Raw genomic sequence first — 19,459 nt, forward strand, 5'->3', positions numbered from 1 at the left:
ATTCGTTTTAGTCATATAACGAAATTTAGCTAACTTGGTAATTACTTACGCGGTGAATATCATGTAATTATCTACCTGCACAAGCTAAAATCATTGTATGTATATCAAGAAAGCGAAATCGGTTGCCATAGCTACTATAATTTTAATCTCTTCGTTTAGCTATCAGAGTAAGGCTAATTTTAAAATAACGATAACAGTAGCAAATTGTAAGGAAGACTTAAAGGCCTATTTAGCCACTGATCTTTCCGGTCGCGAGGTTTCCAATGTAATTGATAGTTGTGCATTAAATGCTGGCGAATTCAAGCTCGAAGGCCATGTTGATAAACCCCAATTCATGACGGTGTATTTGCTTTCAAATCGTCATAACAAGATCAATTATGCAACCCCGATTATAGGATTATTTGTTGAGGATAGTGATATTAGAATAGTTAAGGACTTCGTTAATATTCCGCATTATAACACAGTAACAGCCAGTAATTATCCGTATAATAAAGTTAAGGTTACCGGGTCTGACTTGCAAAATCGTTTAATTGAATTTTATGATGAATTAGATACCAGGAAAAAACAGTATTCAATATTATTAAAAAACTATGTTGCTTACTTAAAATCCCTGAAGGAATCACCGGTGGGATCGGTATCGAGAGGGCTGACCATAATTAAACCATTGGACAGTATCAAAATGAGCACTAGGAAATATATGTTGGCTACTATCAAAGAGAACGAAACTAATCCTTTGGGTATATTGATTACTGAAAAGAATATTGATAAGTTCTCGAAAAAAGAAATAGACAGTGTTTACAGGAGGCTAAATCAGCATTACTTAGGAAGTTCAAAATTGACTGAACTGAACAAAAAAATTATAGAATATAATAAATCCAGCGTGGGCGCACCATTTTTAAATTATGTCCTTCAGGATACTTCCGGCAAGATGGTTAATCTTTCAGATCATGTTCTGAAAAAAGGGAAGTATGTATTATTGGAATTTTGGGCAGAATGGGATAACCCGTCCCGGTTGGGTTTCCCACATCTGAAAAAGTTATATGATCTATATAAATCTTCAGGATTTGAGGTTGTAGGGATAGCACTTAATGATAACGAAGAGAAATGGAAAAAGGCAATAAAAGAAGATGGCACTACCTGGATCCAACTGAGAAACACAAAAGGTCTTTTAGATATTGATCTACTTCGTTTGTACAATTTTAATTCAATACCGTTTAGTGTATTGATAAGTCCGGATGGAACGATTGTTAATCGGGACGCAAGGGAATCGTGGCTGGATAAAAACCTGATCTCTGTTTTTGGAAATAAATTTGCCAACTTATATTAGCCAATATTATCATTTTTAACTAGGTAGTTCCACTGATGGTCAATATACAAGGCTAACCTAATCGCTCCACAAAATCACCAGTAGTACAAAAGCGGTAACCTTCCTTCTGCGCCCAGCCAATAAAGTTGTCTATCCGTTTTTCAAAATCAACACCGGTATTCTTACTTACATATCCGGGGAAACCAAATTTCTCAGGCTTTTTCAGATCAGTGAACTCCCAGGGATGAAAGTAAAGGTTGAGGTATCCATCCTTACGATAAGTTTTTTTACTTAACCATTTCAAAATACCCATCGGCAAATTATGAAATGACAGCCAAAATAACGGGAAACGTACCAACGGCGATACCGAAGATGGCAATTGCAACACTCCATCCTGATAAAACCAGGTGCGGGGCTTGCTAAAGTTATTATACCTTCCGGGAAGGTAGGTTGGGTTAATGGACGAATTGTATTGGTAACCCGCTTTAAATATCTCCAGCTCATCTACAGGCATCATCCGGGCCATGCGGTAGCCTTTTACTTGTTTGCCGGTTAGCTGCTCCAAAGTATCTTTTGATTGCTTTAAATGCTCCACCTTAAAGTCGGAATGATAATAACCATGCGATGCTATTTCGTGACCTTCGTTCACAATACGGGCAATAACATCTGGTTTGTTCAGGGCGTAATTAGCCGTGCAATAAAATGTTGCTTTGATATTACGCCTGGCCATAATATCCAATATTTTATTGGTGCCTTCGGTTGATATGGCTAATTGCTCGGCAAAATCAATGCTTTTACCGTATTCAAACGGCATATCAAACTCTTCAATATCAAAGCTCAGTAGTATCAATATTTTGTGTTTTCGAGGTTAGTTGACCGGATAATATAATTAGGGCGCTGCTTGGCCTGCATAAACATTTTACCTAAGTAAAGGCCAATAATGCCCAAAACCATTAAATTTAAGCCCCCGAAAAATACAACCGAGGCCAAAACCGAAGCCCAACCAGGTGATTCATGTCCGTACATAAAGGTCCAGGCAATGTAGGGGATATAAAGCAGCGACATACACGAAAAGAATGCCCCAATACCAATAGCGATATTCAACGGGCGAACGCTGAATGCCGTAATACCTTCAACGGCAAACTTCACCATCCGCTTAACGGTGTACTTGCTTTTGCCAGAGAAACGGGCATCCGCCTGGTAGTTAATGGCGTATTGTTTAAAGCCCAACCATTTGATCAGCCCACGCATAAACAAGCCGTTCTCATTCAACTGTACCAAAACGTTGGCTACCTTACGGTCTATCAACCTGAAATCGGCGGTGCCTTTTTCCAGTTTGGTATCCGATAGCGAGTTGATCATATTATAAAATATATCCGATGTTTTGGTTTTGAAAAACGTGGCATCGTCCTGGTATTCGCGGGTAGAATACACTACATCATATCCTTCTTCCCACTTCTCAATAAACTGGGTGATCAGCTCCGGCGGGTGCTGCATATCGCCATCCATACTGATGATGCAATCGCCGGTGGCGAAATCATAACCGGCCTTTAAAGCATTCTGATGCCCAAAATTTCGCGAAAGTTCCAGGTAATAAAAGTTAGGGTCCATCTGCGATAGCCCTTTCAGTTTATCTAAAGTATGGTCGGAACTGCCATCATCAATAAAAATAACCTCGTAAACGTATTGGGGTAAAGTTTTGAGCACATCCAACAACCTCGAAGCTAAAACCTCAATATTTCCTTCCTCATTAAAGGATGGTACAACTACCGATATTTTCCTTTTCATGTGGTTAACGTAGGTTGTAGTTTGGGCTCAGTTTCATTGGTGCTGAATGGCCTTGTCCAGGTTTCATAAATAATTTTGAGCCATATCATTAAACAAGGTAGTGCCTTTAAAGCATATTTTTTAGTGATATGTGTACTAATGTATTTAGGGAACAGATCTGACGGTGAAAAACTGGTGATCACCACCGCGAAAATAAGCAGGAACCATTCAAAATTGGTAATGGGCCTATCCAGATTAATAAACCAGATGGCCACACCCAAAAAGGCGATAATATAAGTTGGAGATTCGCTGCTGCTGCTAAAAATAATAGGGAATATCAAGGTAGAAGCCAATATCAGCAATTGAAAGTTTACGTTTTTGTAAGCGTTGATCCGGATGTATGATGATAGATAAAGCAATACCCCCGGCACCAAAAACCAAATTTTTGATAAGCCTGGTACATTAAAAATGCGCCTTGCCATACCCTTAACAGAGATATCCTGCATGGTAGAGCCTGAGTTTTCAATATCTTTTTCGGATAAGCTTTTATACCAATCCTTATAACATTGCACCGTAAAATGGGGCGATGAGAACGGCATCGGTAACACAAAGAAAACTACCGTCCAGAAAACCATGCTCAACGTGAACTTGATCTTGTTTTCCGAAAAGAAGAAAAAGGCCAGTCCCACAATCCCATAAAGCTTTATGTAAGTTCCCAGGGCTATCATACAGGCCGCCCAAAAATCCTGCTTGTTGCGGATGAATATAAAACTCAATATAATTAAGCTGGTAGCCAGTGGGTTAACCTGCACGCTGAACGAGGTTGTCATCAATTCATGAGCGCAAATTAAAAATATGGCCACCTGCTTTTTATCGGTGATGGGCAAAAGCGTAACCGCTTTATATAACATGTATGAGTTGAATACACTCCACAACATTACCCCAAAACCGTCGGGTAAAAAGTAAAAGGGCATTATAACCAGCGCGAATACTGGCCCGTAGTGGTTTTTATCTTCAAAAAACTGGGGGTATTGTAAAAACAGGTTTTTTTGATTGATGAGATCGTAAAACGTGTATTTATAGATTTTGTAATTGTTGATGGCATGGAAAAGCACCTGTTTAAGGGCGGCAATAAAACTAAGGCCAAACCAAAGTATTAATACAAATTTGCGGTTGGTAAACAGTTTCTTTATCGATTCTATCAAGGCGGCGGATGTGAGATTGAAATGCAAAAATATAAAATATACGCGGTGTGCAAAACAGGCTATTGTAAGTAAAATACATTAGGGAGAGAAGAACGTACAAAAAAAGGGATGTCTCTTAAACATCCCCTGACTTTAACATTTTCCAGAAAAGTCTACTACAAATCACGGCTGTTCAATTATTCTACACAGAAAGTTTTATCTCACTTAAATCACCAACACATGCAACAAATGCATTTTGTGATGATATACGATGCTGGTTTGCGATCAGGCTTTTTAATTTCAAAGTTCCGATCACAAAACGGAAATTACCCGAATAGTAACGTTCCTGAATGTGGCTAAAGCCGAGTGCCTCTACCAAACTTTCATCATCATAACGCAGGTAAATATCCAGCTCAATATCGTTGGTAAATTTCAGGTCTTTCTTTTCGTGCGCTTTTTTGTACTCGTACTGATAATCGTAACGCAAAGCCGCTATGTCCGACAATACCGCCGAACCCGTTGGGTGTCCACCAGCTCCCTTACCAAAAAAGAATTGCTGATCAGCAAAAGCGGCCTGTACTACCACACCATTGTATTCGTTATCCACGTTGTATAAAAACTGACCAGCGCTCACAAATCGTGGTAACACAAACATGGCTACATGTTTATCGTCTAATTCTTTAGCTACGGGTACTAATTTTATTTTAAGGCTCTTCTCTTTAGCATATTGCAGGTCGTAGTTTGATAAGGTTTGGATCCCGATATTCAAAACCTCCTCGGGCTTAACCACAACACCATAAGCATGCGATGCTGCGATAACCAGTTTGTATTTAGCATCAAAACCACCAACATCCGATGTTGGGTCGGTTTCGGCGAAGCCTAAATCCTGCGCTTGCTTTAATGCGGTATCGTAATCTAAACCTTCGTTGTAAACTTTGGATAGGATATAGTTTGACGAGCCGTTAAAAATACCGCTGATAGAGTGTAATAACTCATTATCATAATACTCTTCGAGGTTGCGGATGATGGGGATACTACCGCAAACAGCGCCCTCGTATAATAGAGAAGTACCGTGCTCTTTTTGCAGTTGGATAAGTTCTTCCAGATTATCGGCAATCATTTTTTTACTTGCCGATACCACATTTTTACCGGTTGATAATGCCTGCTTAACAATTTGATAAGCCGCTTCCGAATCATTGATCAATTCAACAATAGTATCGATCTCCGGGTTATCCAGTATCACATTTCTGTCGGTAGTGAATAGTTCGGCAGGTAAGCTGCGTTTCTTGTTAGGGTCTTTGATCGCGAACTTTATGATCTCGAAATTTAAGGCTTTGGTGCGGATAATATCGTGTAGTCCTTGTCCCACTACACCGAAGCCAAATATGCCTAATTTTAGTTTTTTGCTCATTTATTGTGTTGGTATTCTGTTGTTGTTTTTTATATATCAAGTATATCATTGCCAGCCTGCCTGTCGGCAGACAGGGAACGAAGCAATCGCGAACTATGCAAGGCCTCTGTCCTTGATTCCTGATTGTCGCTTCTTAATTCTATCTTAAGCTGTTTGCATTTGCACTACTTTCCCACTCAAGCTATCGCCTAAAAAGGCTCCGATTGTGTTGGTTAATATCTCCGTCTCAATCAAAAAGCTATCATGCGCGAATGGCGAATCAAATTCCGAGTAAACGGCATTAGGGATATGCTCTGCTAGTATTTTCTGTTCGTTTGTAGGAAATAAAAAGTCCGACTTAATGCCGATAACCAAAGTTTTAGCCTGAATAGCATTCAAAGCTTGCTCCACACCATCCCGGCCACGGCCCACATTGTGCGAATCCATCGCCTTACTTAAATACCAATAGCTGTAAGCGTTAAAGCGCTTTACCAACTTTTCGCCCTGGTAGTTTTGGTATGATGATGCTTTGTAATCGTCAAGTTTATCCTGGTCTTTATCTAACTGTGTGCTGCAATAAGCCTCGTAGCCACGGTAGGATAGGAGCGCCATACTACGGGCCGCTTTTAAGCCTTTGTTACCACCATTAGGTTTGTTGGCGTAAAATGTACGATCGGTAGCTATGGCCAAACGTTGAGCTTCGTTAAAGGCTATACCCCATGGCGAATGCTTAGCATTGGTAGCAATTAATATCAGATGCTCGGCTTTTCCAGGTTCAATAATAGCCCACTCCATAGCCTGCTGACCGCCTAATGAGCCGCCAATTAATACTTTAATTTTATCAATACCCAAATGATCAGCTAATAATTGGTGCGCCTGAACCATATCCCTGATGGTAACCTGCGGGAATGCTAAATAATAACTTTGTTTGGTAAGTGGATTAATACTCAACGGGTTAGTTGTTCCGTAAGGCGATGTTAAAACATTGGCACATACAATATAATGCTCTTCGGGGTTAAACAGGTCGTTATCGCCAAAAAGGCCGGCCCACCAATCCATCACATCCGAGTTTGCCGTTAGTGCATGGCAAACCCAAATTACGTTATTGCGGTTTTTATTCAGCTTACCAAAAGTATGATACCCAATTTGTAACCCATGAAGCTTTTGGCCGGATTCCAGTGTAATGGTTTTTGGATATTTAAATGTTTCTGCGCTCATTAATTTATGTAGATACTTCCCAATAATGGAAGCTTATTTTTTGATGTTGTTGATTTGAAAATCTCAAGCGGATGCCTTTACTTTGAAATTGTACACGAAATTTTCTTGTAGAAAAAGTACGCGCTCTCTGTCGTTTAGCAATTAATGCTGCTACACATATACATTGGTTTGTTTGAAACAGGAACCAAAGCATAAGCACGACGAGCGTTCGTACGGAAATTAAAGAGGTCTAAAAGCAACAACAGTATTTTCATGGTTGTACATTTATATCCCCCGATGATCCATTCACCGGGCCAGGATTTGGCACCTTCTCCGCCTTGGAGGGTTGCCAGTGGGTTAATGAGCCTGATCTCTCGCCACTTCTTTATAAACCAAACCTTTTGAGGGATTGATCTTTATGGTATCGCTACCAAATAATGTTTCAAATATAGTACAGTAAAAACTACTTTACAAAACTATATTCTGTAATTTTTATATCGTATTGATAGCCAGTGAGATATCTTCTATCAAATCGTCAATGTTTTCTAATCCTACCGATACCCTGAGCAGGTTTTTAGGCGTTTTGGTATCTGGCCCTTCAACCATGGCCCGGTGCTCGATTAAGCTTTCTACACCGCCTAAACTGGTTGCCTGAGTGAAAATTTTAACGGCGTTTACCACTTTAACGGCTTCATCAGCGCCGCCTTTTACACAAAAAGATAACATCCCGCCAAAGCTTAACATTTGTTTTTTGGCTACAGTATATTGTGGGTGTGATGGTAAACCCGGGTACATTACTTTTTCAATTTTAGGATGCTTTTCTAAAAACTCAGCCAGTGCTTGCGCGTTTTGAACATGACCTTTCATCCGATAAGGCAACGTTTTGATGCTGCGCACCAGCATATAGCAATCATGAGGCGAGGGGATAGCACCACCCATTTCCTGCACCTGGCGTATTTTATCCCACCAATCACTTTTATCGACGGTAATTAAAGCGCCACCCATCAAATCGCTATGGCCGCCAAAGTATTTGGTTGTGGAATGCATTACCACATCGGCACCTAAACTTAAAGGCTGCTGGCAAATTGGAGTAGCAAAGGTATTATCAACCGCCACCAACAGGTTATTCTGTTTAGCTATCGCGACAATTTTTTTAATATCTGTAATTTTTAATAATGGATTTGATGGTGTTTCCAGCCAGATCAAACCCGTGTTGGGTTTAATGGTATTCAATAAAGTTTGTTCATCGTTCACATCTACAAAATCAAACTCTAATATCCCAACAAAAACGTTTTTTAACAGGTTACGCAAACCATGATACATATCATCAGGCGCAATTATATGGCTGCCCGGTTTTAACGATTGAAATACCGCCATACCCGCCGAGTTGCCCGATGAAAATGCTGCCGCATCTGCACCGCCCTCTAATTGAGCCAATACATGCTCTAACGAAGTACGGTTAGGATTACTCGATCTACTATAGATATGCCCGCCTGGGTACTCACCATTTTCCCGTTTAAAGGTGGTTGACATGGTGATGGACTGTATTACGGCACCGCTTTCCTTATCGGCCTGGTTACCTGCATGTATAGCTATGGTTTCAATTTTCATGGTATTTGCGTAGAGGTTGCAAAGCTACAAATAGATTGTTTATTGCAACAAATTGCAGATATCCGAATGTCCGTTATTTTTGGCAGCCTGGCAAACACTTAAACCATTTTTACTGGTGAAGTTTTTATCGGCATGGAATTGTAATAGTAGTTTAACTTCTTCTTCGTACCCATATTGAGCGGCTAAAAAAAGAGCAGTTTCTTTGTCGCGGGTAACAACTTCGGTGTTGGCACCGTTTTCGAGTAGTAGTTTTACTATTTTAACGTGACCTTTAAATGATGAAATAATTAACGGCGTAGTATTATCTAAAGCCTTACTATTTACGTTAGCTCCTTTTTTTATCAATAACTCTACAATATCAGTCTTTCCGTTTCGTGATGCGATGATTATCGGGTTCCATTCATGTTCACCTTTAGCATCAATATTACTGTTTTTACTGATCAGATAAGAAGCCATCTCTACATCTCCAACCTGGCAAACTATCATCAAAGGTGTCCAGCCGGATTTTGTTTTGTCCGTAACATCAGCCCCATTTTCAACCAGAATTTTCAAAGCTTTAAAATCGTTTAAACTTGCTGCTTTTAAAATGGGAGTCATGTCATTTTTGTCTGTAACTTTCAAATTCTTTTCAGCCTTTGCCAGAATAGCCAATTGCTCATAGTTCTGATTGATCAAGGTGCTAAATATTTCCTGAGAAAATGCCGTCAGTGGAAGGATAAGCAATAATAAGATGATCGATTTTTTCATGTGATGTTAATGTTACCGATGAAGGTAATATTTTTTATAAGTATTTGCTGTAGCGATCGATGAGCTTTTATCGTACTGTTATAAATATCTCACAATGAAAACCAAACTTTATCTTATCCTCACATTAGTTATCCTTTTAACATCCTGCTCTAAAGAGATCGTTTCTACATCGGGCTTAACTTATGATCAAAGCTTAAAAAAATGGATCGCCTATAAAGCCAGTGTAAATAATAACTATAGCTATACAGTTGTTTCCGGCTCTGTATTTGGTTTTGGATCTTCGACAAAAATAATTGTCCAGGGCGGCAAAATTACAGCGCGCGACTATATAGCTACCCGTAGAATAAATAACGGACCATTAGAAACTTATAAAACATGGAGCGAAACCGCTGCTAATTTGAATACACATAATTTAGAAGGGGCTGACCTGTTAACATTGGATGATATATATACCAAAGCTAAAAATGAGTGGCTGACAGTAGACAAGGAGAAAAATACGATTTACTTTGAAACGGATGATAAAGGCTTACTATCAAGCTGTGGGCATGTGCCTGAAGGATGCCAGGATGATTGTTTTATGGGGATAACGATTAAGGAGATTGTAGGATTATAAGGTGTTTATAATAAAAGTTATAACATGTATTTCTTTGTTACATCAAAATGATCAAAAAATTTGCCCCTTTATCGTACTTTTGCGAACAAAGGAATTACAATGGACTCCGAACTATCTCTAACCGTCTTATTGAATAACCCGCACCTGCTGCCCGAATTAAAGGCTATAGCCCAAAAGGTTTACAACAACGAGCGCATTACTTTTGATGAAGGTGTATTACTTTACGAAAAAGGCGAACTGGCCTACCTGGGTACTTTAGCCAACTACATCCGCGAAAAACGCCACGGCAATAAAACTTATTTTAACCGTAACTTCCATATCGAGCCTACTAACCTTTGCGTGTACGATTGCAAGTTTTGCTCGTACTCCCGCTTAATTAAAGAGCGCTCACAAGGTTGGGAATATACTATGGATGATATGCTCAACATCGTAAAAAAATACGATAATGAACCTGTTACCGAGGTACACATTGTAGGTGGTGTATTGCCACAATACGATGTTCCGTTTTATGCTGAGTTGTTCCGCCGGATAAAAGAGCACAGACCAGAGTTGCATGTAAAAGCTTTAACGCCGGTTGAATACCACTACATCTTCAAAAAAGCCAAAATGGATTACGCAACCGGAATGGCGCTGATGAAAGATGCCGGGCTGGAATCAATGCCGGGCGGTGGCGCCGAGATATTTGATCCTGAAATTCGCGACCAGATAGCTAAAGATAAATGTACTGGCGAGCAATGGCTACAGATCCACGAGGAATGGCACAAACTGGGTATGCGCTCAAACGCGACCATGCTTTATGGCCACATCGAGCAATTTAAACACCGTGTTGACCACATGGAAAGGCTGCGTACTTTGCAGGATAAAACAGGTGGTTTCCAAACGTTTATCCCACTCAAGTTCCGTAACCAGGATAACCAGATGAGCAACGTGCCCGAATCAACTGTAGTTGAAGACTTGCGTAATTACGCTATCGCGCGAATCTATCTCGATAACTTTGATCACATTAAAGCTTATTGGGCTATGATAAGCCGAACTACAGCGCAATTATCATTGAATTTTGGTGTGGATGATATTGACGGGACACTTGACGATACCACCAAGATCTATTCGATGGCAGGAGCAGAGGAGAAAAATCCGGGTATGAGCACTAAGGAACTGGTTGAACTAATAAAACACGTTGGCCGTTACCCTATAGAACGCGACACCTTATATAATGTAATTACAGACTATAACAACGTTGAGTTTACTGATGCACCTAAGCCGCAATTTTATAGATTGCCAGTAGTTCAATAGTTCATTGGTTCACTGGCCATTGGTTCATTAGTGCTAAGCAAGGCAACGAATCAGTAGGTCAAAACCAATCAACTAAATGAACCAATGAACTAATAAACTAATGATAAAAACACTATACATCATCCGCCACGGGCAAACCGACCTGAACAAGCAGGGTATTATTCAAGGCAGTGGAATTGATGCCGATTTGAACGACAGGGGCCGCGCTCAAGGCGCCGCTTTTTACGAAACATATAAGAATATTCCGTTTGATAAGGTTTATATATCAAACCTGAAACGCACTTACCAAACCGTTCAGAAATTTATTGAAGCAGGTATCCCTTATGAAAAACTGGGTGGCTTAAACGAGTTAGCCTGGGGTATTTACGAAGGCCAAACCAGCACGTCCGAAAATAAGGCTGCTTTTTTAAAGATCATGCGTGATTGGATGGAAGGCCGTTTAGACGAAAAACTGCAAGGCGGAGAAAGCCCAAACGAGTTGCAGGCTAAACAAAAGCAGGCGCTTGAAGTGATCATGAGTCACCAGGAAGAAGAAACGGTATTAATTTGTATGCATGGCCGTGCTATGCGTTTGTTTTTATGCTTGTTAACAGGGGTTGATTTAACACATATGGATGAGTTTCCGCATCAAAATGTGATATTATACAAAGTTACCTTTGATGGTAGTAAATTTGAAATAGCAGAGTTTAACAACTCTAACCATCTAAAAAATATGGCTCCCGATCTGTGAAAAAAATAAGAATATCTGCCGTTAGTTATACCAATACCAAACCCTTTTTATACGGTATAAACCACTCTCCGAATATATTAGACAAGATAGAACTGAGCCTTGATGCCCCGGCAGATTGCGCCCAGAAGCTGATTGATGATGTAGTTGATATTGGCCTGATACCCGTTGCCGCTGTATTGAACATTCCCAATTGGGAAATCATTTCCGATTATTGCATCGGTGCGGTAGGTGCTGTTAATTCTGTTTTCATATTTAGCAATTGTGAGATTAAGGATGTGAGAACGTTGCAGTTAGACCCGCAATCGCGCTCGTCAAATAACCTGGCTAAAGTGTTGTTGGAAAATTACTGGAAGCTACAACCGGAGTTTGTTGTTGATGCTGATGATTACAGCCGATCGGCGGAAGCTACTACCGCCTTTGTGCAAATAGGGGACAGGACCTTTGGTAAAGCGGAGAAATACGCTTACGCTTATGATTTGGCCGAAGAGTGGCAAAAGTTTACCGGGCTGCCGTTTATGTTTGCCGGTTGGATAGCTAATAAGCCAATTGCTGAAGATTTTATTGAAGAGTTTAATGCCGCTCTGAAACTTGGTCTAGAGAATCGCGACAAGCTATTTAAAGAATTACCAAGTTACGGCGATTTTGATGTGGAAGATTACCTGATGCATAAGATAGATTTTAACATTACGCCCGAAAAGAAAGAAGCGATGCAAATGTTTCTTGATTACATCAGGAAGCTTTAAGCAGTACTTCTATCTTATCTAATAGCTGGAAAATATCAAAAGGTTTGGCTACAAAATCATTCGCGCCCGACTCCATAACCGATTGGGTTAAGTTTGGCGTGGCCGATATCATGATCACTGGTATCATGTTGGTTTTTTCATTCGCTTTTATCTCTTTGCAAATCTCACGGCCATCTAAGCCCGATAGCATAATGTCCAGTAAAATGATATCCGGAGAAAACTCGTCTATTTTTTTGAACACCTCATCGCCTTTAGGTGTGGTGCTTACTTCATAACCGGAGTATTTCAAAAGCTCAACCAAGGCATCTAAAATATAAGGATCATCGTCAACGGCAAGTACTTTTTTTAACATTAGCTTAAATATTAGTAGGGGAATGAAATTAAGTATCTTAAAAGCATAAATTCAGCATTTTTTAAGTGTTTGTCCGCTTTTTTATGTTGTATATAAAAAGCTACACCAACATGTGTGTGAATGATAAATATCAACCCATGGTTAAATAATGGTCAATTTTTATGCCATTTTACGCTTGTATTTAAGAAATTGGAAAATATAGTGTTCATATTTCCATACAATAATATAAAAAGCCTTTGGATATGCGATTGCGACATTGTTTAATGTTTTGTAATAGGATAGTTATTAATTTATTGAAGAATATTCCATAGTTGTACAACATGCGCGAATAATGTTACGCATCAGGCAGATCACTTTGGATAACTTGCACAAACCAAAAACTAATACTACCTTTGCGCCACAATTAACAGAATATTTAACGCTTTAATATTATTCAAGAAATGTATTTAAGTACTGAATGGAAATCAGAGATTTTCGCAAAACATGGTGGCGTTGCTACCAACACAGGTTCAACAGAAGCACAAGTTGCTTTATTTACTTCACGCATTGCTCACTTAACCGGCCACTTAAAGAAAAATAAGAAAGATTTTTCTACACAGTTGTCCCTTCAAAAGTTAGTAGGTAAACGTCGTGGATTGTTAGCCTACCTTTACAAAAAAGATATTAACAGATATCGTGCTATTATCAAAGCTTTAGAGCTTCGCGATATCATCAAGTAAATATTCTTGAGATCTTATAAAAAGCCGTCGCATTTTGCTGATGGCTTTTTTACTTTTGTTTCCAACAAAAAACACTATAAAAACCGCTGCATTCCTAAAGATGAAAAATGCAGTTAAACAAAAACAAGATGAGTTTAAACGTAATTAAAAAGGTAATCGATTTAGGTGACGGCCGCACCATTGAGATCGAAACAGGAAAATTGGCCAAACAAGCCGATGGCTCTGTGGTAATTAAAATGGGTGATACCATGTTATTGGCTACAGTAGTATCGTCAAAAGAAGCAAAAGAAGGTATTGACTTTTTGCCTCTATCTGTTGATTATCAAGAAAAATATGCTGCTACCGGTCGTATCCCCGGTGGATTTTTACGCCGTGAGGCGCGTTTGTCAGACTATGAGGTTTTAATCTCCCGTTTGGTTGACCGTGCATTGCGCCCAATGTTCCCTGGTGATTACCATGCGGATACACAAGTAATGATCTCGTTAATATCAGCTGATAAAGATATCATGCCTGATTGTTTAGCCGGTTTAGCTGCATCAGCAGCCTTAGCTTGTTCTGATATCCCGTTCAACGGCCCTATATCAGAAGTACGTGTGGCTAAAGTTGATGGTCAGTTAGTGATCAACCCAACTTTAACCCAATTGCAACGTGCAACTTTAGAATTTATAGTTGCAGGTAGCGAACACGATATTAACATGGTTGAAGGCGAAAGTGCCGAGATTCAGGAAGCTGAATTGGTTGAAGCCATTAAATTCGCTCACACCGCTATTAAAATACAGTGTTTAGTTCAAAAAGAATTAACTGCTGAACTTGGTAAAACCGAAAAACGCGTTTACAGCCACGAGCATAGCAACGAAGATTTGAAGAAAGCTATCTACGCTGCAACTTACGATCAGGTTTACGCTATCGCCGGCGCTGCATCTGGTAAAGATGAGCGTGGTGCTAAGTTTAAAGAAGTTAGAGATGCTTATATCGCTACTTTAGGCGAGATAGATGATATCACTAAATCATTAGCTAAAAAATATTATCACGATGTTGAGTACGACGCTATCCGTAACCTTGTATTAGATGAAGGCAAACGTTTAGATGGCCGTACAACTACACAAATACGCCCTATCTGGAGCGAAGTTGGTTATTTACCCGCTGCTCACGGTTCTGCGGTATTTACACGTGGCGAAACACAATCATTAACCTCGGTTACTTTAGGTGCTAAGGATGATGAGCAAATGATTGATGGCGCGTTCATCAATGGTTACCAAAAATTCTTGTTGCACTACAACTTCCCAGGTTTCTCAACCGGCGAGGTTCGCCCGAACAGGGGAGCTGGCCGTCGCGAGATTGGTCACGGTAACTTGGCTATGCGTTCATTAAAACGTGTATTACCTGCCGAAGATCAAAATCCTTACACTATCCGTATCGTTTCTGATATTTTGGAATCAAACGGTTCATCATCAATGGCTACGGTTTGTGCCGGTACATTGGCATTGATGGATGCAGGTATCAAAATTACCAACCCGGTATCAGGTATCGCCATGGGATTGATCACCAACGAAATGGGTACTAAATACGCTATCCTTTCTGATATCTTAGGTGATGAAGATCACTTGGGTGATATGGACTTTAAAGTAACCGGTACTAAAAATGGTATAGTTGCTGTTCAAATGGACTTAAAAATAAACGGTTTATCATACGAAGTTTTAACCAATGCGTTAAACCAGGCTAAAGATGGTCGTTTACATATCCTTGGCGAAATGGCTAAAACCATTACCGCTCCGCGCGAAGACTATAAAGAACACGCTCCACGTATCGTTTCTATGCGTATCGATAAAGAATTTATTGGTGCTATCATCGGTCCCGGTGGTAAGATCATCCAGGAAATGCAACGTGAAAGCGGCGCAACCATTTCTATCGAAGAGAAAGACAATCAAGGTATCATCCAGATTTTTGGTGATAACAAAGAATCTATCGATAAAGCGGTTACCCGTATCCGCCAGATCGTAGCTAAACCAGAGGTTGGCGAAATTTACGAAGGTAAGGTTCGTTCTATCATGCCTTTCGGCGCGTTTGTTGAGATCATGCCGGGTAAAGATGGTTTATTGCACATATCAGAAATTGACCACAAACGTATCGAAACAATGGATGGTATTTTTGAAATTGGCGATGAAGTGCGTGTGAAATTATTGGATGTTGATAAGCAAGGTAAGTTAAAACTTTCTCGTAAAGCTTTATTACCACGCCCTGAGGCTCCTGCTAAAAACTAATTTTAGTAAAAGCTATATTTTATTTAAAAGCCCCCAGCAATGGGGGCTTTTTTTGCATTATGGCAAGATAATTGCTGACAAATTCGTATGTATTTTATGGGGCGCTATGAAAAGTTGATTTTTTTAGGAAATTTGCATACTCAGGTTATGTATTTGATTCACTAATTATAACTAATGATTAACAGCGTCCCAATATCCGATCCTACTTGTAAATGATTACGCCGCCACCAACATCTGATCCGTTAGGCTTTCTAAACAGCCCATCGGGCGAACCGCCACGTCAAACCGGGCAGACTGATCTGATACAGGATCTGTTGTATGAAATTATCCGCGTTAAAGATCTGATCAAATATTACGAAGAAATCCCCAATGGTGCCGGAGCTTTAGGCGCCGCCATCCTGATAGAACTTGTTGCCGAAGCTTATAAATCACTGGTTGATTATGATACGATTTTGATGAAGAAGTATTATGATCTGCTGTTGAATTGTGATTGATACGATCCTGTATATTTTATTTTTTGTGTAAGTTTGGCGCATGAACCATCTGCTCTCCCCATCTATATTAACGGCTGATTTTGCCAATTTACAAAGAGACATAGACATGCTTAACCAAAGCGAAGGCGACTGGATACATGTTGATGTGATGGACGGTGTTTTTGTACCTAATATCTCGTTTGGTTTCGCGGTTATTAAGGCTATCAAAAAGTACGCGCAGAAACCTTTGGATGTGCATTTGATGATCGTTGATCCCGATAGATACCTCGAAGAATTTAAGAGCGCCGGCGCCGATGGTATCACTGTACATTACGAAGCCTGCATGCACTTAAACAGAACCGTTAACAAGATAAAAGAGTTAGGTTGCAGGGCAGGGGTAGCTATTAATCCGCATACGCCTGTGGCCGTGCTGGATGATATTATTGAAGATTTGGATATGGTGCTTATCATGTCTGTAAATCCGGGTTTTGGGGCACAAAAATTTATCCCGAACACCTATAAAAAAATAGCTGATCTTAAAAAATTAAGCGCTACACGTAACCCCGATGTTTATATTGAGATTGATGGTGGTGTGGATGAAAGCAACGCTGCCAAACTAATAAGCACAGGTGCTAATGTATTGGTTGCGGGCAATGCTGTGTTTTCGGCGGCCGATCCAAAAAATGCCATCAGCAGGCTTAAACACATTTCCTGAATTTTTAGTAAAGATTTATTAACATTTAGCTAATCGGTGTTATCAAATAATTTTGATAAAAAGTAGCTAACTAATTTCAAATTGCTAACTTCGGGGCGTTAAAATTTACATACTCTTAATAGAGTACTTTGTTTTTAGCAAGTATGATAATATACCAAGTCTATAGTTTTTAACGTTAAAACCTTATTCTTGGCCAGATAAGCATAATAAACACAATTAATATGAAACATAATTTTGGTGCCGGACCAGGCATTTTACCACACGAAGTACTGAAACAAGCCGCCGAGGCTGTTGTAGATTTGAACGGAATTGGATTGTCAATTTTAGAGATATCACACCGATCGGCAGAGTTTGAGGCTGTTTTGGACGAAGCTATCAGTTTGGTAAAAGAACTGTTTAACGTTCCCGAAGGTTACTCTGTATTGTTTTTACAAGGTGGGGCCAGTACTCAATTTGCTATGGTGCCTTATAACCTATTACCATCAACCGGCAAAGCTGCTTATGTTGAGAGTGGTGTTTGGGCAAACAAGGCTTTAAAAGAAGCTAAGTATTTTGGCGATGTAGAAGTTTTGGCTACAGCTAAAGAGGATAACTTCCGCCATATCCCTAAAGATTTTGTGATCCCTACGGATGCGGCTTATTTGCACATCACATCAAACAATACCATTTACGGTACACAGTTACATGAGTTCCCTAAATCGCCAATACCAATGATTTGCGATATGTCGTCGGATATATTTAGCCGCGTAGTTAACGTTGCCGATTTTGGTTTGATATATGCAGGCGCTCAAAAAAACATGGGCCCTGCCGGTACAACTTTGGTAATTGTTAAGGATGATATTTTAGGCAAGGTTGATCGTAAGATACCATCAATGTTTAACTATCAAACACAGATAGAAGGTGGCTCAATGTACAATACGCCTCCATGCTTTGCTATCTATGTATCTATGCTTACCCTGCGTTGGTTAAAAGCCAATGGTGGTGTTGCAGCTATCGAGAAGGCTAACGATGCCAAGGCAGCAGCTTTGTACGAAGAGATTGACCGTAACCCTTTATTTAAAGGTGTATGCGTTCCGGAAGACCGTTCGAAGATGAATGTATGCTTCCTGGTTGAAAATCCGGAGCACGAAAAACCGTTCCTTAAATTAGCCGAAGAGCGCGGTATAGTAGGTATCAAAGGTCACCGCAGTGCAGGTGGTTTCAGGGCATCTATTTACAATGCATTACCTATCACCAGCGTGCATGTGCTGATCGAAGCTATGCAAGATTTTGCTGAAAAGAATGCTTAGTAGATAGTTCATTGTTCATAGATCATGGTAAAAAAGCTATGCTCACAATGAACACCATGAACCATGATCTATTAACCATGAACAAATATTGAACTATAAAAAGTAAAAAACAAATGATCAAATTATTAGCTAATGATGGTATCGACCCGGCTGGTAAGGCTCTTTTAGAGGCTGCTGGTTTTGTAGTAGATACTGTAAATATTCCGCAGGATGAACTTCCCGCAAGGTTAAACGAATACGACGCTATAACTGTACGTAGCGCTACCAAAGTGCGTAAAGCATTATTAGACGCCTGCCCTAACATTAAGTTGGTTGGCCGTGGCGGTGTTGGTGTTGATAATATTGATGTTGATTACGCTAAAGAAAAAGGCGTAGCAGTGTTCAATACTCCGGCTGCATCTTCGCGTTCGGTTGCCGAATTGGTTTTTGGTCATTTGTTTAGCGGCGTTCGCTTTTTACAGGATAGTAACCGCAAAATGCCTGTTGAAGGCAATACCAAATTTAACGATCTAAAAAAGGCTTATGCTAAAGGTGTTGAGTTAGGAGGCAAAACCCTTGGTATTTTGGGCTTTGGCCGTATCGGCCGCGAAGTAGCTAAAATGGCCATTGGTTTAGGTATGGATGTTATAGCTTACGATTTGTTCCCTTTTAACCCTGAGTTGGATCTGGAATTAGGTGGTGGCCTTAAGGTTAAAGCAAGCGTGAAGACCGCTACTTTAGAAGAGGTTATCAAAAACAGCGACTTTATCACATTGCATACCCCATTTATTGACAAGGCTCTTTTAGGTGCTGAAGAATTAGCACAGCTTAAAAAAGGCGTAGGTTTGGTTAACTGCTCACGTGGTGGCCTGATAGACGAATTGGCTTTGGTTGATGCTTTGAACAGCGGACAAGTTAGTTTTGCCGCTTTAGATGTTTATGATAACGAGCCTACACCACGTGCCGAGATCATAACTCATCCAAAGATATCACTAACGCCGCATATTGGTGCCGCTACCAACGAAGCGCAAGAGCGTATTGGTGTTGAGTTGGCCAACCTGATTATTGGTTACTTTAAAAAATAATTTAA

The 19,459-nt window shown here is 40.0% G+C and carries 19 protein-coding genes and 1 riboswitch; of the genes, 11 read left to right on the plus strand and 8 right to left on the minus strand.

All coding sequences use genetic code 11. The features are described from left to right. Window positions 1–97: 97 nt before the first annotated feature. Window positions 98–1,327: a TlpA disulfide reductase family protein gene (locus tag ABIN91_RS17900; protein WP_348052786.1), complete on the plus strand. Its 1,230-nt coding sequence runs from the start codon at window positions 98–100 to the stop codon at window positions 1,325–1,327. Window positions 1,328–1,379: 52 nt separating this feature from the next. Here the strand turns inward: ABIN91_RS17900 and ABIN91_RS17905 are convergent, their stop codons facing one another. From ABIN91_RS17905 to ABIN91_RS17935, 7 genes are all read right to left on the minus strand, one after another. Next, window positions 1,380–2,156, minus strand: coding sequence for a polysaccharide deacetylase family protein (locus tag ABIN91_RS17905; protein WP_348052787.1), 777 nt, complete (start codon window positions 2,154–2,156; stop codon window positions 1,380–1,382). Beyond that, on the minus strand, window positions 2,153–3,094 hold the full coding sequence (locus tag ABIN91_RS17910; RefSeq protein WP_348052789.1) for a glycosyltransferase family 2 protein: 942 nt from the start codon (window positions 3,092–3,094) through the stop codon (window positions 2,153–2,155). Before ABIN91_RS17910 ends, ABIN91_RS17905 begins: the two co-directional genes overlap by 4 nt. Beyond that, a complete protein-coding gene (locus ABIN91_RS17915; RefSeq protein ID WP_348052791.1) occupies window positions 3,091–4,305 on the minus strand; it encodes a glycosyltransferase family 87 protein in 1,215 nt (404 codons plus the stop codon). Before ABIN91_RS17915 ends, ABIN91_RS17910 begins: the two co-directional genes overlap by 4 nt. 154 nt (window positions 4,306–4,459) lie before the next feature. Further along, complete coding sequence (locus ABIN91_RS17920) at window positions 4,460–5,668, minus strand: homoserine dehydrogenase (protein ID WP_348052793.1); 1,209 nt, start codon at window positions 5,666–5,668, stop codon at window positions 4,460–4,462. A gap of 144 nt (window positions 5,669–5,812) precedes the next feature. Continuing rightward, entirely contained in the window at window positions 5,813–6,865 is a 1,053-nt protein-coding gene (metX, locus tag ABIN91_RS17925) for a homoserine O-acetyltransferase (protein ID WP_348052795.1), read from the minus strand. A gap of 261 nt (window positions 6,866–7,126) precedes the next feature. Next, window positions 7,127–7,238: riboswitch (SAM riboswitch) on the minus strand. Window positions 7,239–7,336: 98 nt separating this feature from the next. After that, entirely contained in the window at window positions 7,337–8,455 is a 1,119-nt protein-coding gene (locus ABIN91_RS17930) for an aminotransferase class I/II-fold pyridoxal phosphate-dependent enzyme (protein ID WP_348052797.1), read from the minus strand. 39 nt (window positions 8,456–8,494) lie between these two features. Continuing rightward, on the minus strand, window positions 8,495–9,202 hold the full coding sequence (locus tag ABIN91_RS17935) for an ankyrin repeat domain-containing protein (RefSeq protein ID WP_348052799.1): 708 nt from the start codon (window positions 9,200–9,202) through the stop codon (window positions 8,495–8,497). Between the two features lie 94 nt (window positions 9,203–9,296). On the opposite strand from ABIN91_RS17935, the gene ABIN91_RS17940 reads away from it, so the two are divergent. From ABIN91_RS17940 to ABIN91_RS17955, 4 genes are all read left to right on the plus strand, one after another. After that, complete coding sequence (locus ABIN91_RS17940; RefSeq protein ID WP_348052800.1) at window positions 9,297–9,815, plus strand: hypothetical protein; 519 nt, start codon at window positions 9,297–9,299, stop codon at window positions 9,813–9,815. Between the two features lie 99 nt (window positions 9,816–9,914). After that, complete coding sequence (mqnE, locus tag ABIN91_RS17945; RefSeq protein WP_348052802.1) at window positions 9,915–11,108, plus strand: aminofutalosine synthase MqnE; 1,194 nt, start codon at window positions 9,915–9,917, stop codon at window positions 11,106–11,108. Window positions 11,109–11,208: 100 nt separating this feature from the next. Then, entirely contained in the window at window positions 11,209–11,838 is a 630-nt protein-coding gene (locus ABIN91_RS17950; RefSeq protein ID WP_348052804.1) for a histidine phosphatase family protein, read from the plus strand. Then, on the plus strand, window positions 11,835–12,581 hold the full coding sequence (locus ABIN91_RS17955) for a menaquinone biosynthesis protein (protein WP_348052805.1): 747 nt from the start codon (window positions 11,835–11,837) through the stop codon (window positions 12,579–12,581). Before ABIN91_RS17950 ends, ABIN91_RS17955 begins: the two co-directional genes overlap by 4 nt. Here ABIN91_RS17955 and ABIN91_RS17960 read toward each other — a convergent pair. Further along, window positions 12,568–12,933, minus strand: coding sequence for a response regulator transcription factor (locus ABIN91_RS17960; RefSeq protein ID WP_348052807.1), 366 nt, complete (start codon window positions 12,931–12,933; stop codon window positions 12,568–12,570). The two genes, ABIN91_RS17955 and ABIN91_RS17960, sit on opposite strands and share 14 nt — an antisense overlap. Before the next feature lie 440 nt (window positions 12,934–13,373). On the opposite strand from ABIN91_RS17960, the gene rpsO reads away from it, so the two are divergent. The 6 genes from rpsO to ABIN91_RS17990 all read left to right on the plus strand — a co-directional run bounded on the left by rpsO (window position 13,374) and on the right by ABIN91_RS17990 (window position 19,454). Then, a complete protein-coding gene (gene rpsO / locus ABIN91_RS17965) occupies window positions 13,374–13,652 on the plus strand; it encodes a 30S ribosomal protein S15 (protein ID WP_348052808.1) in 279 nt (92 codons plus the stop codon). Between the two features lie 128 nt (window positions 13,653–13,780). Next, entirely contained in the window at window positions 13,781–15,913 is a 2,133-nt protein-coding gene (pnp, locus tag ABIN91_RS17970) for a polyribonucleotide nucleotidyltransferase (RefSeq protein WP_348052810.1), read from the plus strand. 212 nt (window positions 15,914–16,125) lie between these two features. After that, window positions 16,126–16,407 carry a hypothetical protein gene (locus ABIN91_RS17975; RefSeq protein ID WP_348052812.1) on the plus strand — a complete coding sequence of 94 codons (282 nt, stop codon included), beginning with the start codon at window positions 16,126–16,128 and terminating at the stop codon, window positions 16,405–16,407. Window positions 16,408–16,447: 40 nt separating this feature from the next. Beyond that, window positions 16,448–17,101, plus strand: a complete 654-nt coding sequence (gene rpe / locus ABIN91_RS17980) for a ribulose-phosphate 3-epimerase (protein WP_348052813.1) — start codon at window positions 16,448–16,450, stop codon at window positions 17,099–17,101. Between the two features lie 221 nt (window positions 17,102–17,322). Further along, window positions 17,323–18,390: a 3-phosphoserine/phosphohydroxythreonine transaminase gene (gene serC / locus ABIN91_RS17985; protein ID WP_348052815.1), complete on the plus strand. Its 1,068-nt coding sequence runs from the start codon at window positions 17,323–17,325 to the stop codon at window positions 18,388–18,390. Between the two features lie 113 nt (window positions 18,391–18,503). Next, on the plus strand, window positions 18,504–19,454 hold the full coding sequence (locus tag ABIN91_RS17990; protein ID WP_348052816.1) for a D-2-hydroxyacid dehydrogenase: 951 nt from the start codon (window positions 18,504–18,506) through the stop codon (window positions 19,452–19,454). The last annotated feature ends 5 nt before the right edge of the window (window positions 19,455–19,459 follow it).

The organism is Mucilaginibacter sp. (assembly GCF_039921305.1).
Taxonomy (GTDB): domain Bacteria; phylum Bacteroidota; class Bacteroidia; order Sphingobacteriales; family Sphingobacteriaceae; genus Mucilaginibacter.

Excerpts from the sequence above, each read along its gene's own strand:
- ABIN91_RS17900 (WP_348052786.1), top strand. The coding sequence starts at position 98 with ATGTATATCAAGAAAGCGAAATCGGTTGCCATAGCTACTATAATTTTA.
- ABIN91_RS17910 (WP_348052789.1), bottom strand. The coding sequence starts at position 3,094 with ATGAAAAGGAAAATATCGGTAGTTGTACCATCCTTTAATGAGGAAGGA.
- ABIN91_RS17920 (WP_348052793.1), bottom strand. The coding sequence starts at position 5,668 with ATGAGCAAAAAACTAAAATTAGGCATATTTGGCTTCGGTGTAGTGGGA.
- metX (WP_348052795.1), bottom strand. The coding sequence starts at position 6,865 with ATGAGCGCAGAAACATTTAAATATCCAAAAACCATTACACTGGAATCC.
- ABIN91_RS17930 (WP_348052797.1), bottom strand. The coding sequence starts at position 8,455 with ATGAAAATTGAAACCATAGCTATACATGCAGGTAACCAGGCCGATAAG.
- ABIN91_RS17935 (WP_348052799.1), bottom strand. The coding sequence starts at position 9,202 with ATGAAAAAATCGATCATCTTATTATTGCTTATCCTTCCACTGACGGCA.
- ABIN91_RS17940 (WP_348052800.1), top strand. The coding sequence starts at position 9,297 with ATGAAAACCAAACTTTATCTTATCCTCACATTAGTTATCCTTTTAACA.
- mqnE (WP_348052802.1), top strand. The coding sequence starts at position 9,915 with ATGGACTCCGAACTATCTCTAACCGTCTTATTGAATAACCCGCACCTG.
- ABIN91_RS17950 (WP_348052804.1), top strand. The coding sequence starts at position 11,209 with ATGATAAAAACACTATACATCATCCGCCACGGGCAAACCGACCTGAAC.
- ABIN91_RS17960 (WP_348052807.1), bottom strand. The coding sequence starts at position 12,933 with ATGTTAAAAAAAGTACTTGCCGTTGACGATGATCCTTATATTTTAGAT.
- rpsO (WP_348052808.1), top strand. The coding sequence starts at position 13,374 with ATGTATTTAAGTACTGAATGGAAATCAGAGATTTTCGCAAAACATGGT.
- pnp (WP_348052810.1), top strand. The coding sequence starts at position 13,781 with ATGAGTTTAAACGTAATTAAAAAGGTAATCGATTTAGGTGACGGCCGC.
- ABIN91_RS17975 (WP_348052812.1), top strand. The coding sequence starts at position 16,126 with ATGATTACGCCGCCACCAACATCTGATCCGTTAGGCTTTCTAAACAGC.
- rpe (WP_348052813.1), top strand. The coding sequence starts at position 16,448 with ATGAACCATCTGCTCTCCCCATCTATATTAACGGCTGATTTTGCCAAT.
- serC (WP_348052815.1), top strand. The coding sequence starts at position 17,323 with ATGAAACATAATTTTGGTGCCGGACCAGGCATTTTACCACACGAAGTA.
- ABIN91_RS17990 (WP_348052816.1), top strand. The coding sequence starts at position 18,504 with ATGATCAAATTATTAGCTAATGATGGTATCGACCCGGCTGGTAAGGCT.